Origin of the sequence: Pseudomonas sp. Q11 (assembly GCF_024494355.1) — a bacterium.
In the GTDB taxonomy this organism is placed as follows: domain Bacteria; phylum Pseudomonadota; class Gammaproteobacteria; order Pseudomonadales; family Pseudomonadaceae; genus Aquipseudomonas; species Aquipseudomonas hefeiensis.
In genome coordinates this window covers 20,528-38,461 of sequence record NZ_JAKNQY010000007.1, presented here as the reverse complement: position 1 = coordinate 38,461, position 17,934 = coordinate 20,528, and the positions used below count along the sequence as shown (strand labels likewise).

Sequence of the window (17,934 nt, the reverse complement as noted above, 5' to 3'; positions counted from 1 at the left end):
GGAAAAAGGTACATTAGGCCGCCGGCCGATTAAGCCGACATTATGCGACGAGTACGGCAAACATGGGCGATCATTGCTACCTGCCGATCGTCGCCGGGTTAATCGACGGTTAATCGCCAGTCGCCATCGTGCATTCCACTTGCTCCGTTCTAAGGCTTTATCCATGCGTCGATTGTTTTTGCTGTGGCTGCTGCTGATCTCGGGCCTGGCCCAGGCCGCCAATCCCTTCGAGACCAAAACCGATTTCCTGCCGGTTGAAAAGGCCTTCGTGTTTACCTCCGAACGCCTGGACTCCGGTGAAACCCAGTTGTTCTGGCAGATTGCCGACGGCTACTACCTGTATCAGCAGCGACTCAAATTCGATGGTCTTGCCCAGGCGCAGAAGCCGCAGTTGCCGGAAGGTGAAGCCCACAGCGACGAGTTTTTCGGCGATCAACAGGTGTATCGCCAGGCGCTGGAACTGAAGATTCCCGCCGGCGCCACCGGCAAGATCAAGGTCGGTTTCCAGGGCTGCGCCGACGCGGGCCTGTGCTATCCGCCGCAGACCCAGGTGGTGGACCTCGGTGGCGATGCACCGGCGGTCGCCAATGGTGAGGCGCCGGACCAGGCCCTGGCCAGCGGCCTGCAACAACGGGCCTTGGGCTGGAGCCTGCTGGTGTTCTTTGGCCTGGGCCTGTTATTGGCGTTTACGCCGTGCTCACTGCCCATGCTGCCGATCCTGGCCGGGGTGGTGGTGGGCAGCGGCGCCGGTCCCCGGCGTGGATTGGCCTTGGCCATCAGCTACGTGATCAGCATGGCCCTGGTGTATGCCGCCATGGGCGTAATCGCCGCGCTGCTGGGGGCCAACCTTCAGGCCCTGCTGCAGCAACCGTGGCTGCTGGGCACTTTCGCGGCGATATTCGTGGTGCTGGCGCTACCCATGTTCGGTTTCTTCGAACTGCAGCTGCCCGCCGCCCTGCGCGACCGCCTGGAAAGCGCCGGACGCCAGCGCCGCGGCGGCAGCCTGGTGGGCGCCGGCATTCTCGGAGCCTTGTCCGGCCTGTTGGTGGGCCCGTGCATGACCGCCCCGCTGGCCGGTGCGCTGCTGTACATCGCCCAGAGCGGCAATGCGTTACACGGCGGGCTGATCCTCTTCGCCATGGGCGTCGGCATTGGCCTGCCGCTGTTGCTATTGGTGACCGTGGGCAATCGTTTCCTGCCCAAGCCCGGCGCCTGGATGAATGTGCTCAAGGGCGTGTTCGGCTTTCTGTTCCTGGGCACCGCGATCCTGATGATTCGCCCGGTCATTGACGGCTCGCTGTGGATCGGCCTGTGGGGCACGCTGCTGCTGATTGCCGCCTATAGCGCCTGGCGCCAGACCGAAGGTTTCGGTCGCACAGCCTATGTGTGCGGCAGCGCGTCGCTGCTGTTCGGCCTGTGGGGCAGCCTGCTGGTGATCGGCGCGGCGGGTGGCGGCGATGATTTCTTCCAGCCCCTGGAGGTCTATGCCGGCACCTCGGAAAGCTCGGCCGTCAGCGCCCATGATGCCTTTATCACGGTCAACGAGCCTGCCGCGCTGCAACGGGAACTGGATGCGGCCAAGGCCCAGGGCCAATGGGTCATGCTGGACTACTACGCCGACTGGTGCGTGTCCTGCAAGATCATGGAAAAACAGGTGTTCGGCCGCGCCGAAGTGCTGGACGCCTTGAAAGACGTACGCCTGGTGCGTCTGGACGTCACCGCCGACAATGCCGCCAGTCGTGAACTGCTGGGCCGCTATCAAGTGCCGGGGCCACCGAGCCTGCTGTGGATTGGCGCCGACGGTCAAGAGCGGCGCAGCCAGCGGATCACCGGGGAAGTCAATGCCAAGGAATTCCTGGAGCGCTGGAACATCACCCGGAATGCACGCTGATGCTGACGTTTACCCTGGGCACTTTTGCCATTGCGCTTAACCATTTGTTGCTGATCAGCGCGCTGGCCCTGGCCACCTTTGTCGGCTGGCGAGTAGCCAAGCGCGGTGGCGAGAACCCTGAATCGGTACTGTTCGTGCTGTTCTTGCTGGGGATTCTGGCCGCGCGGATCGGGTTTGTCGCCGCCTATTGGACCCATTACCAGGATGACCTGTGGCAGATCGTCGACCTGCGCGACGGCGGTTTCCTGGCCTGGCCGGGGATCGTCGCGCTGGTGATTGGCGCATTGCTGTGGAGCCGACAGCGACCTGCCTTGCGCCGACCATTGGGTTTCGGCGTTGGCAGCGGCCTGCTGTTCTGGTTGGTGGCGACTATGTCGTTGACGATCTATGAACAAGGCACCCGGATGCCGGAAATCAACCTGCGCAACGCCGACGGCGAGACGGTGAAACTCACCGACTACCAGGGCGGCCCCCTGGTGATCAACCTCTGGGCCACCTGGTGCCCGCCCTGCCGGCGCGAAATGCCCGTACTGGAAGAGGCCCAGCAGCAGCGCCCGGACCTGACGTTCCTGTTCGTCAACCAGGCCGAAAGCATGCAAAGCGTCAGCACTTTCCTTGCCACCCAGGGTTTGAGCCTGGACAACGTACTGTTTGATGGCAGTGGGCGGCTCGGTCAAGCCGTTGGTTCAATGGCCCTGCCCACGACGCTGTTCTACAGTGCCGATGGCCGCCTGCTGGGCAGTCACCTGGGCGAGTTGTCGGAAGCGAGCCTGGCCCGCGCCCTGGAAAACTTTGAAACGCCGGGTTCGACCACGGCGTCCCACCCCGCCACAAGGAAACCGCTATGTCCCGCCTCCGCCACCTGCTGACCCTGGCCGTCGCCGCCGCGCTGTCGCAGGCACCGCTGCTGCAGGCCGAAGAACTGCCTGCGGCCATCAAGAAGATCGAAGCGAAAGGCGCGAAAATCGTCGGCACTTTCGACGCACCGGACGGGTTGCGCGGTTATGCGGCGCAATACCAGAATCGTGGGATGGCGCTGTACCTGACACCCGATGGCCAGCACGTTTTACTGGGCAACTTGTACGACGCCGACGGCAAGGACCTGAGCGCCGAACCGCTGCAAAAGCTCGTCTATGCACCGATGGCCAAGGCCATCTGGGGGAAGATGGAAACAAGTAACTGGATCGCCGACGGCAGCAAGGACGCGCCGCGCACCGTCTACCTGTTCAGTGACCCGAACTGCCCGTACTGCAACATGTTCTGGGAACAGGCACGGCCATGGGTCAAGGCCGGCAAGGTGCAATTGCGCCACATCATGGTGGGCATCATCCGCGAAGACAGCCCAGGAAAATCCGCCGCATTACTGGCGGCCAAGGATCCTGAGAAAGCCTTGGAAAACCATGAGAAAGCCGGCAAGGGCAGCGCGCTCAAACCCCTCAAAAACATACCGCCGGCCATCCAGGCAAAACTGGACGCCAACCTGCAATTGATGGAAGAGCTGGAACTGTCCGCCACCCCGGCGATTTTCTACCTGGATGACAAGGGCGAACTGCAACAGCAGCAAGGCGCGCCGTCGCCGGACAAGCTGGTGAAGATTCTCGGGCCGAAGTGACATCGACTCAGAGGGCCTCATCGCGAGCAGGCTCGCTCCCACAGGGGATGTGTGGCGACGGCAAAAATCAGCGTCAGGCACAGATCAAAATGTGGGAGCGAGCCTGCTCGCGATGGCGTCAGGTCAACTGCGCAAAAACTCCAGCAAGGCCTGGGTCACGAATTCCGGGTTTTCCAGGTTGGAAATATGCCCCGCCTCTGGAATCAGCAGATGCGGGCACCCGATCAGCTCAGCCATTTCCATTGCCTCGGACGGTGGTCGCGGTTTGTCCTGGTCGCCGCACATCACCAGCGTACGCCTGGCATTCAGCCCAGGCAGGCGCGGCAGGATATCGTCACGACCAAAAATGATCCGCCCCAGCGGCACGATGCTGTCGCGCAGCCGCTCGGTCGGCAGTGCGGCCAGTGTGGCGCGAAACTGCTGGTAGAGTGGTGACTGCGGGTCAATGCCCGGCCGGAAAAAGATCGGCACGACAATGTCCAGCAACGGCTCGGGGATGCTGCCGCTGGCTTGGATTGTGTCGAATAACGAGAAGTAATACTGGCGAGTCGGCTCAGGCTCGACCCCCACGTAAGTGTCCATCAGCACCAACGCCTCGAGCCGCTTGGGCGCCATCAGCGCCAGCCGTGCGCCCCACATCCCGCCCACCGAAAGCCCTACCAGGCTGAAGCAATCGACGTCCAGATGGTCCATCAACGCCAGTGCCTGGCGGGCCAGGTCGTCCAGTGACGTCATGCCCTCAGGCAAACGCCCGGACTGGCCGTGGCCCCACAAATCCAGGGCGATCACCCGGTAATGCCGGGACAATGCCTCGATCTGCGGTGCCCACATGGTGTGGTCCCACAGGTAACTGCTGCCCAGCAGCACCACCGGGCCCTGGCCTTGGTCCAGATAGTGGAGGGGTTGTCCGTCAAGGGTTACAAAAGGCATTGGCGACCTCTTTGATTGAGTGGGGAAAAAAAGCCTTGGGGAGACTGAGCTGTGCAGGGCGAGGCGTCAATCCTGGGCTTTGCGGTTTAGTAATGACGCCATCGCGGGCAAGCCTTGCTCCCACAGGATTTTTGCTCTTGCACAGATGCGCTGTTCACAGCTAATCCCTGTGGGAGCAAGGCTTGCCCGCGATGGGGCCTCTATAGACGCCGCAGAACTACAACCCTTCCAACTGCGCCATCAAATCATTCAACCGATCCACCTTCTCCTCAGTGATTTCGCTCGCCGCCAGCCCGTCGATGTAGTCGGCCAGTTCCTGCACCGTGCTGCACTCGAACATCGCCCGCAGCGGCACGTTGCGTTGCAGGGCCTTTTGCACCCGCGAGGCGATTTGCGTTGCCAGTAACGAATGGCCGCCCAGTTCGAAGAAATTGTCTCGTACACCCACCCGCTCGACCTTGAGCACCTGGGCCCAGATGTCCGCCAGGGTCTGCTCCAGCTCATTGCCTGGCGCCTGGTAGTCCTGGCTTTGCAACTGGCCGAATTCCAGGGCCGGCAAGGCCTTGCGGTCGAGTTTGCCGTTGGCGTTGAGGGGCAAGCGGTCAAGCCACAGCCAGTGCAGCGGCACCATGTATTCCGGCAGTTCGGCCCGCAGGCGTTGCTTGATGCGCTCCAGGCGCTCGGTCGGCTTCAGTGCCGAGTCGGCCGCGACCAGATAACCCACCAGATGCTTGCCATTGGCGCCTTCCTGCACCCCAACCGCCCCATCGCGCACCTCGGGCTGCTCATGCAACCGCGCTTCGATTTCCCCCAGTTCGATACGATAACCACGAATCTTCACCTGATGATCGATGCGTCCGACGTGCTCCAGCACGCCGTCGCGGCGACGCCGCGCCAGGTCGCCAGTGCGGTACAAGCGCTCCCCTGGCGCACCAAACGGGTTGGGCACAAATACCGGAGCTGTGCGCAAGGGGTCACTGACATAACCGCGCCCTACCCCGGTGCCCGCCACGCACAACTCGCCCACAGCACCCAGCGGCACCAGGTCCAGCGCACCATCGAGCAAGTACAAACGGTTGTTGTCGGTGGGCGTACCAATCGGCAGGTAGCTGCCATCGGTCGAGGCCATGTCGACCCGGAAGAACGCCACGTCATCGGAGCATTCCGCCGGGCCATAGGCGTTTACCAGGCCAATGTCCGGGTAACGCAATAACCATTGATGGGCCAGCTGCGGTGGCATCGCTTCACCGGTGGGCAGCATCCAGCGCAGGCCGTCCAGGCCGATACGTTCCTGGGCAAGCATGCCCTGGATCAGTGACGGCACGCTTTCCAGCACCGTGATTGCCTGGCGTTGCACATGCTCGAGCAGCCCTTGCGGGTCGTGGGCGATGACGTTGGGTACGATGTCCACCCGAGCGCCGAACAACGGCGCGGCGAGGAACTGCCACACGGAAATGTCGAAACTCTGGGAGGCGGTCTGGGCGATCACGTCAGTCTCGCTCAAGGCCAGGTACGGCACCTTGCTGAGCTGGTTGTTGAGCATGCCGCGTTGTTCCACCATGACGCCTTTGGGCAACCCGGTGGAGCCCGAGGTGTAGATCACGTACGCCAGGTTGTCCGGGCCGCTGTAGATGCCGGGGTTGTGCAGCGAAACATCGCTGGCCTGGACGCTTTCCCACACCAGCAACTTCGGCCGCCCGGAACAGGCGAATTCGTCCAGCAGCGCCAGCGCCTGGGCATGACAGGCCTGGGTGCAGACCAGCAGCGGCGTGCGGCTCAGCTCAATGATGCGGCTCAGACGCTGACTCGGCAGTCCCGGGTCCAGCGGCAGGTAACCGGCACCGGCCTTGAAGCTGCCGATGATCATGCCCAGCAGGTCCAGGTCGCGCTCGGCCAGCAGCGCCACCGGTTGATCGAGACCGACGCCGGAGGCGATCAAGGCATGGCCGAGGCGGTTGCTGCATGCATTCAACTCGGCATAGCTGTACGTCCTGTCCAGGCAGGTGGCGGCCACCCGTTGCGGATGGGCCGCGACCCGGGCCTCGAACAGCTCGACGTAACTTTGCTCCAGCGCATGGGCACGCTCGCTCTGGTTGCAGCCGTCGATCAGGAAGTCCTGTTCCTCGGCACCCAGCAGCGGCAGCTCGGCCATGTCACCGTGCAAACCGTCCATCAGCGCCAGCAGCAAGCGCTTAAACTCACCCAGCAAGCCCTGGACAGTGGATTCATCGAAGTAACGCTGGTCGTAGGACAGATGCAGCCCCAGGTCATCCCCCGGGTAGCAGACCGCCGTGAGCGGGAAGTTGGTGTGGGTGCGGCCCGAGTCCGAGGTGGCGTTGAGGCTTTGGGCGCGATCGAGCACCGAAACTTCCACCGGGGCGTTCTCAAACACGAACAGACTGTCGAACAACGGTTGGCCCTTGGGCAGTTCGCTGACTTCCTGGAGGCTCACCAACGGCAGGTATTCGTACTCGCGCAATTGCATGTTGCTGTCGAGCAATTCACTGAGCCATTGGCGCACACTGCAACGCTGATGATCGTCGGGCATCCGCACTCGCAAGGCGATGCTGTTGATGAACAGGCCGACGGTGCGTTGCATGTGCGGCAGTTCCACCGGACGCCCGGCCACGGTAACGCCGAACAGCACGTCCCGATCGCCGCTCACCCGCCGCAGCACCAGCGCCCACGCGGCCTGGGCGAAGGTGTTGACCGTCAGTTGATGAGCCTGGGCCAGTTCCCGCAGCCGGGCACCGTCGCGAACATCGAGGCGGGTGTAGCAGTCGCCGACAATCATGCCGCCACTGTCACCGGCGTGTTCGCGCAGCAACGGCCGGTCGGCGGGAATCGGCGTGGTCCGTTCGAAACCTTGCAGGTTGCGCGTCCACCACTGCCGCGCTTCGGCCAGACTCTGGTGTTGCAACCAGCCGATGTAGTCGCGATAACGCGGCGGCACGACCAGTCGCGGCTCGCGGTGTTCGCCAAGGGCGGTGTAGATCTCGAAGAAGTCCTCCATCAGCAACGAACGGCACCAGGCATCGATCAGGATGTGGTGGTTGCTCATCATGAACCAGTAACGCGCCGCGCCAACCCGAATCAGCCGCAGGTGGAACGGGGCCTGGTTCAACAGATCGAAACCGGCCTCGCGCTCGCGCTTGAGCAACGCCTGGAGTTTGGCGTCCTGCTGGTCTTCGGGCACTTCACACCAGTCCAGATAATCCACTGGCGTGCTGCCGGGCTTGTGGATGATTTGCAGCATCTCTTCGCCGACATTCCAGCAGAACGACGCGCGCAAGGCTTCGTGACGCGCGATCACGGCTTGCCAGGCTTGAGCGAAACGTTGCGGATCCAGTTCACTGTTGATGCGGTAGCGGTCCTGCATGTAGTACAGGCCCGTGCCCGGCTCCAGCAATGTGTGCAGCAGCATGCCCTCCTGCATCGGTGTCAGCGGGTAGACGTCTTCGATCTGCGCGGCCGGCACCGGCAGGCTGTCGAGCTGGGCCTGGGTCAGTTTCGCCAAGGGGAAGTCCGAAGGCGTCAGGCCGCCCGCCGTGTCCGTCAGGCAATGTTCGATGAGGCCCAGCAGCTCATTGAGGTAGGCATCGGCCAGCGCAGCGATGGCCTGGCGGTCGTGCCGCTCACTGCTGAACGTCCAGCGCAGCACCAACTCACCGCCGCTGACCTGACTGTCGACACTCAGCTCATTGGGCAGCGGCGCGTCGGGGTCGTGGATCGCGCCCAACGCAGCGTCCAGCGGCTGGAACAGCGCGTCGTGGCCCAGGGTCTGATCGAGCTGCCCCAGGTAGTTGAAAGTGATGGCCGCTTGCGGCAGGCCAACCATCGCCTGACGCGTCGCGGCGTCAGCCAGGTAACGCAGCACGCCGTAACCGAGGCCCTTGTGGGGCACCGCGCGCAGTTGCTCCTTGATGGCCTTGATCGAGGTGCTGAAGTCCTCACCTGACGGGCTCAGGCGCAGCGGATAAACGCTGGTGAACCAACCCACCGTGCGGGTCAGGTCGATGTCATCGAACAACGCCTCGCGGCCGTGCCCTTCGAGCTGGATCAGCGCCGACTCATGGCCGCTCCAGCGACACAGCACCCGGGCCAGGGCGGTGAGCAGCAGGTCATTGACCTGGGTGCGGTAGGCGCGCGGGGCCTGTTGCAGCAGTTGCCCGGTGCGCTCGGCGTCCAGCCGCACGCTGACGGTTTCGGCGTGACGCTCCTCAAGCCCGCCGTCAGGACGGGCGCAGGGCAGCGCCACCTCCGGGCCGCTCAACCGCGCTTGCCACCAACTCAGTTCTTCGCGCAGGGACTCGCTGCCGGCGTAGGCTTGCAAGCGCGCGGCCCAATCCCGGAACGGGCTGGTCTTGGCCGGCAGGTGTGCGGTTTGCCCGGTGCTGATCTGGCGGTAGACCGTTTGCAGGTCATCCATCAACACCCGCCACGACACGCCATCGACGACCAGATGATGGATCACGATCAGCAGTCGTTGTCGGCCATCGGGTAACTGCGCCAGCACCGCGCGCAACAAAGGCCCGCTCGACAGATTCAGACTGCGCTGCGTCTGGGCAAACACCGTTTCACAGGCCTGTTCACTCTCCGCGTCCACCTGCCGCAACAGCGCCGCGTCGGGCAATGGCCAGTGCTCCGCGCGCCAGCGCCCGGCGGTTTCGGCAAAGCCCAGGCGTAACGCATCGTGCTGCTGGAGAACGCTACGCAGTGCCTGTTCCAGCGCTTGCGGTTGCAGGGTAATGGCCGGTTCCAGCAACAACGCCTGGTTCCAGTGGTGACGGTTGGCAATCCGGCTATCGAAGAACCAATGCTGGATCGGCGTCAGCGCCGACTCACCGGCGAGCAGCCCCTGCTCGGCGCTCACCGGCTGACTGTGGCTGGCAATACTGGCCAGAGACTGCACGGTCTGGTGCTGGAACAGGTCGCGGGGCGTGAAGTGAATGCCCTGTTGCCGGGCTCGGCTGACGACCTGGATGGACAGGATCGAGTCGCCACCCAGCTCGAAAAAGTTGTCGTTCAGGCCGACCTGCTTCACGTTCAGTACCTCGCACCAGATCGCCGCCAGGGTCTGCTCCAGGGCATTGCTCGGTGCCAGGTAATGCTGGCGATTGAGTTCCGGATCCGGCATCGGCAAGGCACGGCGGTCGAGCTTGCCATTGGCGGTCAGCGGCATGCTCGCCAGCAAGGTCAGGTGAGTGGGCACCATGTAGTCCGGCAGTTGGGCTTTTAGGTGACTCTTCAGCGCTTCGCGCAGGGCCGCTTGTTGCTCGGTGTCCTGTTCGACGACGTCGGTCACCAGGTAGCCGGCCAGTTGCTTGCCGCCGGGCATATCGAGCGCCAGTACCACCGCCTCGCGCACGGCGTCATGTTCCAGCAGACGGGTTTCGATTTCCCCCAGTTCGATGCGGAAACCGCGGATCTTCACCTGATGGTCGACCCGCCCCAGATATTCCACCTGACCATCGACGCGCTGGCGCACCAGGTCGCCGGTACGGTACAGCCGTCCGCCATCGGCGGCAAACGGATCGGCGACGAAACGTTCGGCGGTCATGCCCGGACGCTGGTGATAGCCCTGGGCCAATCCCGCGCCGCCGACGTATAACTCCCCGGTGGCGCCTTGGGGCACCAGGGCCAGGTCGGCATCGAGGATGTAGGCCACCCGGGCGCCGATCACGCTGCCAATCGGCACACTGGCCGCGCCCTCCTCCAGTTGCTCAGGGGCCAGGCTCGCCAGCGGCATGACCACCGTTTCGGTCGGGCCATAGGCGTTGAAGAACAGGCTCGGCTTGAACGCCACCCGGATGCGTTGCAAATGCTCGCCGGTCAGGGCTTCGCCACCGGTGATGCACATGCGCACCGGCAGGGTTTGTCCCTGGGTCGCCAGCCATTGCGCCAACTGGCTGCCGTAGCTGGGGGTGAAGCCGAGGATGTTGACGCGCTGCTCGCGAATCAGCCCGCAGATCTGTTCGGCGTCCCACTGCCCTTGTGCGCGCAGCACCACCTGGGCGCCGCTGAGCAGCGGCACCAGCAGGCGCTCGGTGGCGGCGTCGAAGTTGATGGAATAGAAATGCAGCTCGCAATCGTCCGGACGCATGCCGAAACGCTGGATCACTGCCTGGCAGTGCATGGCGATTTCACCGTGGGACACCACCACGCCCTTGGGCTTGCCGGTGGAGCCGGAAGTGTAGATCAGGTAGGCCTGATGCTGCGGCAGGTTGATCAGCGGCGGTGCCTGGTCCGGGTAGCCGGCCAGGGCCGCGCTATCGTCTTCAAGACACCAGCCCCCCACACCGGCCGGCAATGGGCCCAAGGCCTGGAACATCGCCCGGTCGCTGAGCAGCAGACCGAGGCCACTGTCTTCGATCATGTAATGCAAACGGTCCAGCGGGTACTCCGGGTCCAGCGGTACATAGGCGCCGCCGGCCTTGAGGATCGCCAACAGGCCAACGACCATCTCCAGCGACCGCTCCAGGGCCAGGCCCACCCGCACCTGCGGCCCGACGCCGCGCTCGCGCAGCCTCCAGGCCAGGCGGTTGGCACGGCGTTCGAGTTCGGCGTAAGTCAGGGTCCGCCCGGCAAAGGTCAGGGCCGGTGCGTCGGGGCGGGCCAGGGCCTGTTCGCTGAACAGTTGATGGATGCATTGATCCAGGCGGTGTTCGCCAGGTTCGACGCCCAGGCTGTCGAGCATCTGTTGCTGCTCGCGGGCATCGAGCAACGGCAACTCGCTCAGTCGTTGGGTCGGATCGGCCAGCAGTGCCTCCAGCAGATTGCGCCAGTGCCCGGCCATGCGGGCGATGCGCGGTTCGTCAAACAGGTCGGTGCTGTAGGTCAGGCAGCAACCCAAGCGATGGTCCAGATCAGTGACTTCCAGGTTCAGGTCGAACTTGGTGGCCCGGGCGTCATTGGCCAGGTATTCGACGCTCATCCCGGCCAGCGTGCGGCTCTGCTGGAACTCCCAGCGCTGCACATTGCACATCACTTGGAACAGCGGGTTATACGCGGCACTGCGCGGTGGTTGCAGGGCTTCGACCAGATGGTCGAACGGCAAGTCCTGATGGGACTGACCTTCGATCACGGTGTGGCGCACCTGCTCGAACAACTCAGCCACTGACATCTGCCCATTGAGCTGGCAGCGCAGCACCTGGGTGTTGAGGAACGCACCGATCAGCCCTTCGCTTTCCGGACGGATGCGGTTGGCCACTGGCGCGCCGATGCGCAGGTCGGTCTGGCCGCTGTAGCGATAAAGCAGCACGGCCAGGGCGGCGGTCATGGTCATGAACAGGGTCAAGCCCTGTTGCGCGTTGAAAGCGCGGACCCGGGCGGCCAGTTCATCACTGAGGTCGAATCGGAACAATTCACCGCGATGGCTTTGCACCGGCGGACGCGGACGGTCGCCCGGCAATTCCAGCAACGGGTGCTCGCGACCCAGTTGCGCGGTCCAGTAGTCCAGTTGCCGTTGGCGCTCGCCAGACTCCAGCCACTGGCGCTGCCAGACGCTGTAGTCCAGGTATTGCACCGGCAAGGGTTCCAGCGGCGATTCGCGGTCGTCGATAAAGGCTTCGTACAGCGCGCTCAGTTCCCGGGCGAAAATATCCATTGCCCAGCCTTCGGTGACGATGTGGTGCAGGGTCAGCACCAGGTAATGTTCCTGCTCGGCGGTCTTGACCAGACAAACCCGCAGCAAAGGCCCGGTCTCCAGGTCGAAGGGTTTGTGGGCTTCGCTGTCGGCCAACTGCTGCACCCGCTGTTGGCGAATATCGACAGCCAGCCTTGAGAAATCTTGCCAGCCCATGCGCAGGCCGGTGTTGGCACGCACTTGTTGCCGGGGCACGCCATCGACACTGGGGAAGGTGGTGCGCAGGGTTTCATGACGCAGGACCAACGCCTGCAACGCCGCTTCGAAACGCCCGACATCCAGCACCCCACGCAACCGCGCCATGCCGCCGACGTTGTAGGCCGGGCTGTCGGGTTCCATTTGCCAGAGGAACCACATGCGCTGCTGGGAATAAGACAACGGCACCGGTTGGCTGCGATCGGCTTTCTCGATCGGCGGTTGCCGGTTGGTCTGGCCGCGGGCCTTTATCAAGCGCACCTGTTCGGCGAACGCGCCCAGCTCACTGGCCTCGAACAAGGTGCGCAACGGCAGCTCGATGTCGCAGGCCTGGCGGGTGCGGGAAATGATCTGGGTCGCCAGCAACGAATGGCCGCCCAGGGCAAAAAAGTCGTCCCGCAGACCGATGCGGTCGAGCCCCAGCACGTCGCGCCAGATGCCAGCGACTTGCTGCTCAAGGGCACTGACCGGTTCGACATGTTCACGCACTTGCCATTGCGGTTCGGACAAGGCACGGCGGTCGAGTTTGCCGCTGGGGCTCAGCGGCATGGCGTCCAGGCGCAGCAATTGCGCGGGCACCATGTAGTCCGGCAGTTCGGCGGCCAGGGCGGCGTGGAGTCGGGCGTTTTGGCGGTCCTGATCTTGCGCGACATCGCAAGCGGTGTAATAGCCAATCAGTTGCGGGCCGGCCGAGGTCTTGCGTACCAGCACCGCCACTTGCGCCACGCCGTCCTGGGCCAGCAGTCGCGCTTCGATTTCCTGCGGTTCGACCCTGAAGCCGCGCAGCTTGATCTGTTGGTCGAGACGGCCGAGGTATTCGATCACGCCATCGGCGCTCCAGCGCGCCCGGTCACCGGTGCGATACAACCGCGTGCCCGCCACGCCCAGCGGGTCGGCGATAAAGCGCTCGGCGCTCAACCCCGGACGCCCGAGGTAACCCCGAGCCAGCCCCAGGCCGCCGATACACAATTCGCCCGGCACACCGGCGGGCACCGGATTGAGTTCACTGTCGAGTACGCGGCACAACACATTGCCCAGCGGCCGACCGATGGGCGAGCGCTCACCGTCGGCGACGCTGCAATGCCAGTGGGTGACGTTGATGGCGGTTTCGGTCGGGCCATACCGGTTGTGCAATTGCGCCGACGGCAGCTGCGCCAGCACGCGGTTGCGCAGTTCGGCCGGCAAGGCCTCACCGCCACAGAATACCCGGCGCAGGCTGGTGCAGCGGGCGCTCAGGGGCTCGTCGATAAACAGGCTGAGCAGCGGCGGCACGAAGTGCAGCGTGGTCACGCCAAATTGTTGGACCAACTGCGCGATGCGGTGCGGGTCACGGTGTTCGCCTGGGCCGGCCAGAACCAGTTGGCTGCCGGTGATCAGCGGCCAGAAACACTCCCATACCGACACGTCGAAACTGATCGGCGCCTTTTGCATCAGCACATCGGTTTCGTCCAGCCCGTAAGTGTCCTGCATCCATTGCAGGCGCTCGGCCAGGGCGGCATGGGTGTTGCCGACGCCTTTGGGTTGGCCGGTAGAGCCGGACGTGTAAATCACGTAGGCCAGGTGATCGCCATCCAGGTGCAAGCCCGGCGGGTTACTCGGCCATTGCTCCAGGTGCAACGCATCCATGGCGATGACGCTGACGCCCTCGCAGAGGGGCAAGCGTTCAAGCAATGCAGTTTGGCTCAGCAACAGATCGACGCCGCTGTCCTTGAGCATGTAGGCCAGGCGCTCGGCCGGGTAATCGGCATCCAGCGGCACATAGGCGCCGCCGGCCTTGAGGATCGCCAGCACACCGATGAGCAACTGCGGCGAACGCTCGGCGGCAATCGCCACACACACGTCCGGACCGACACCTTTGTCGCGCAGGTAATGGGCCAGGCGATTGGCCTGGGTGTGCAGCTCGGCGTAATCCAGGCGGCCATCGTCCCACAGCAGCGCAGTGCGTTGCGGCGTGCGCCGGGCCTGCTCGTTCAGCAGTTCCGGCAGCCATTGGCGGGCTGGCGCGCACGGGGCCGCGCCCCACTGGTGCTGTTGGGTGTATTCATCGGCGCTCAACAACGGCACATCGCCGATGGCCTGCTGCGGATCGGCACAGACTGCGTGCAACAGGTTGCAGTAATGCACCGCCAACCGCGCGATGGTCGCCGCCTCGAACAGTTCGTCGGCATAGTCGAACGACAGCGTCAGCCGGCCGTTGCGCTCCTCTTCGCTGTGCAGTTGCAAGTCGAACTTGGCTTCGCGGCTGTGCCACGGCAACTCGTCTGCCGCCAACCCCGGCAAACGACGCAGGGCGCTCAGGTCTCGCTGTTGATGGTTGAACATCACCTGGAACAGACCTTGCTCGCGCGCCTGAGGGAACGCTTCGAGCAGTTGTTCGAACGGCAGGTCCTGATGGGCCTGGGCGCCCAGCGTGGTTTCCCGGGCCTGGGCCAGCAACGCGGCGAACGACTGGCGCGAATCGACCTGCCCGCGCAGCACCTGGGTATTGATGAAAAAGCCGATCAGCCCCTGGGTCTCCAGGCGTGGACGGTTGGCGTTGGGCACGCCGATGCGGATGTCGGACTGGCCGGTGTAACGCTGCAACAGCGCCTGGAAGGCCGCCAGCAACAGCATGAAGGGGGTTGCATCGTGGGCCTGGGCCACTCGACGCAAGGCATCGCCGAGGCCTTTGTCCAGACGCAGACTATGGCGGGCGGCGCTGCGCTGGTGCTGAGCGCTGCGGGGATGGTCCGTGTTCAGGGCCAGGGTCGGATGTTCGTCGCCCAGTTGCTGTTTCCAGTACGTCAGTTGCCGCTCGGCCTCCCCTTGAGCCAACCACTGGCGCTGCCAGCTGCCGTAGTCGGCGTACTGCAACGGCAACGGCGCCAGTGCGGCGACCTGCCCTTGGCATGCAGCAGCGTACAACCGCGAGAACTCATCGATCAGCACGCTCATCGACCAGCCGTCGGCGATGATGTGGTGCAGCGTGACCCACAATTGATGGTCACCCTCATCGAGACGCAGCAAGGTGACCCGCCACAGTGGCCCCTTCTGCAAATCGAACAGCAGCGCCGCTTCGTCGTCACGCATCTGCCGCGCCCGGACTTCGCGCTGGTCGGCGGGCAGGTCGCTGAGGTCGATCACTCGCAGCTTGAGCTCACCGGCCGGATCGATCTGTTGCAGAGCAATACCATCGCGCTCCAGAAATCGTGTGCGCAGGGTTTCGTGGCGTTCGAGCAGTTGCTGGAAACTGGCCCTTAGTGCGTCTTCGTCCAACTCACCGCGCAGGTGCAAGCCGCATGGGATGTTGTAGGCGCGGCTCGCCGGATTCAGTTGCCAGGTGATCCACAAACGATTCTGGGCAAGGGATTGTGGCAATGCTTCGTGGCGCGGCAATGGGCTGATCACGCCTTGGGCCTCGGCACTTGCCTGCTGCTGATTGCTCACCGCTGCCGTGAACCCTGCGAGGGTCGGCGCTTCAAACAACAAGCGCAGATTCAGCGCCAGCCCCAACCTTTCTTGCAGGCGCGCGACCACTTGAGTGGCGGCGATGGAGTTACCGCCCAACAGGAAGAAATGATCGTCGCCATGGACCTGTTCAATCTGCAACTGCTCGCACCAGACCTGGCCGATCAATGTTTGCAACGGCGATGACGAGCGGGCTTCAGGGCCTGCTTCAACCTCGATTGACGGGAACAGCGCATAACTGTCGAGACTGCCGTCGACCAATCGGGTCCGGCACGCCGAGCGTTGCAACTTGCCGCTGGAGGTCTTGGGTAACGCGCCCGGATTGAGCAACACCACCACGCTCGGCGCTTGCTGACAGGCTTCGGCCACTGCCTGGCGAATGGCTTTGATCAACGCTTCAGGTGGCAGGATCTTCTGCACACTGCGGCTGATTTCCGCCGCGATGCCGATACCTTCCTCGCCGCCATCGTTGACCGCGAACGCCGCCACCCGGCCTTTGCGCACCACTTCCACTTCCCGCTCGATGGTTTGCTCGATGTCCTGGGGGTAGAGGTTATGACCGCGCACGATCAACAGGTCTTTCAGGCGGCCGGTAATGAACAGCTCACCGTCACGCAGGAAACCCAAGTCGCCGGTGCGCAGCCAGGTATGGCCAGCGTGCTGGACGAATGTCTTGGCGCTGGCCTCAGGGTTTCGCCAGTAGCCATGCGCAATGCTCGGCCCGCTGGCCCAGACTTCGCCGATCCGGTTGTCAGTCAGCGGCTGCAACGTGTTGGGCTCGACAATCAGCACCGCATGCCCGGGCTGGCTCACGCCGCAACTCATCACCGTACTGCCCTGCCCTGGCTCGGCACGGTGCTGCGCCAGTGCCGTGTCGTCCATCCGCAACGACGGAATGCCTTGATTGCGCGGCGTGCCAGCGACAAACAAGGTGGCTTCGGCCAGGCCATAGGAGGCCATGAAACTGTCCGGCGTGAAGCCGCACGGCGCGAATTTCTCGGCAAAGCGTTCCAGGCTGTCGAGACGGATCGGCTCGGAGCCTGAATACGCCACGCGCCAGCCGCTCAGGTCGAGGCGTTTGAGCGCCGATTCACTGACCCGCTCGCTGCACAGCCGATAGGCGAAATCCGGGCCGCCGCTGATGGTGCCGCCGTATTCGCTGATCGCTTCCAGCCAGCGCAACGGCCGGGCCAGAAAGTACGCGGGCGACATCAGCACGCAGGGCACCCCGCTGAAAACCGGCTGCAACAGGCCGCCGATCAGGCCCATGTCGTGGTACAGCGGCAGCCAGCTGACGATGACATCGTCAGGGTTCAGATCGATGCCGAAGCCTTGACGGATCAACAATTCGTTGGCCACCAGGTTGCCATGGCTCACTTGCACCCCCTTGGGCAATGCGGTGGAGCCGGAGGTGTATTGCAGGAAAGCGATGTCATGGTCCTGCAGGTTCGGCTGCACCCATTGCCCGGCGCGGACCGGATCAAGGGTATCGACGCACAGCACGGGCGGGGCCGACTCGATGGCTTGCAGCGGCTCGCGCAGATCGCTGCGGGTGAGCAGCAGGCGCGGTTCGGCATCGGCGATGATCGACAGCAGGCGTTCCTGGTGATGGCGACGGGCGGACTCCGGCGGATAGGCCGGCACCGCGATCACACCCGCGTAAAGGCAGCCAAAAAACGCCGCGACGTAGTCCGGGCCACTGGGAAACAGCAATACCGCACGGTCGCCGAACGTCGCTTCGGCCTGCAAGGCGGCGGCGATGGTCCGGGCACGCAGGTCCAGGTCGCGATAACTCAGTACAACACTTTGCTCCGGGACGTCGGCAAGGAAGCGCAAGGCCACACGGTCCGGCGACAACGCGGCGCGGCGCTGAAGGGCATGAGCCAGGGTGCTGGGGAGTTCGAACGCGTCGGTCATGAGGTTTCCTGCCTGAATGCGGCTTGCTAATGGTATCTGGTGGCCTGCGGAATGCGGTATGGCATCGGGACTGCGGCCCGAAACCTTCATCCCTGAGAACGGATACCACCGGCAAATAATTAGTCAGCAACCTCTTGTTCCAGGCCCACCGGAAGGCAGACCACCGCGGCAACGGGTCGCAGTTCTCACGCTGGACTTTTCAATATCAATAATTCTTCTTCTCAATTGACAATCATTATCATTCATCCTAATTTGTCGCTCGATATGTAGGACGAGTCGGGCAAATCCTTCGTCCTG

At 63.8% G+C, this 17,934-nt stretch carries 5 protein-coding genes; 3 read left to right on the top strand and 2 right to left on the bottom strand.

All coding sequences use genetic code 11. The annotated features are described in order from the left end of the window. Positions 1–163 precede the first annotated feature (163 nt). From dsbD to dsbG, 3 genes are read left to right on the top strand one after another with little or no spacing between them, the layout of a single operon-like run. Entirely contained in the window at positions 164–1,891 is a 1,728-nt protein-coding gene (gene dsbD / locus MA884_RS09800) for a protein-disulfide reductase DsbD (RefSeq protein ID WP_256230302.1), read from the top strand. Then, positions 1,891–2,760 carry a TlpA disulfide reductase family protein gene (locus MA884_RS09795; RefSeq protein ID WP_256230301.1) on the top strand — a complete coding sequence of 290 codons (870 nt, stop codon included), beginning with the start codon at positions 1,891–1,893 and terminating at the stop codon, positions 2,758–2,760. Before dsbD ends, MA884_RS09795 begins: the two co-directional genes overlap by 1 nt. Next, positions 2,736–3,503 carry a thiol:disulfide interchange protein DsbG gene (gene dsbG / locus MA884_RS09790; protein ID WP_256230300.1) on the top strand — a complete coding sequence of 256 codons (768 nt, stop codon included), beginning with the start codon at positions 2,736–2,738 and terminating at the stop codon, positions 3,501–3,503. Before MA884_RS09795 ends, dsbG begins: the two co-directional genes overlap by 25 nt. A gap of 123 nt (positions 3,504–3,626) precedes the next feature. Here dsbG and MA884_RS09785 read toward each other — a convergent pair whose 3' ends face one another. Both MA884_RS09785 and MA884_RS09780 read right to left on the bottom strand, forming a co-directional pair. Continuing rightward, on the bottom strand, positions 3,627–4,433 hold the full coding sequence (locus MA884_RS09785; protein ID WP_256230299.1) for an alpha/beta fold hydrolase: 807 nt from the start codon (positions 4,431–4,433) through the stop codon (positions 3,627–3,629). Between the two features lie 217 nt (positions 4,434–4,650). Then, positions 4,651–17,637, bottom strand: coding sequence for a non-ribosomal peptide synthetase (locus MA884_RS09780; RefSeq protein WP_256230298.1), 12,987 nt, complete (start codon positions 17,635–17,637; stop codon positions 4,651–4,653). Between the last annotated feature and the right edge of the window lie 297 nt (positions 17,638–17,934).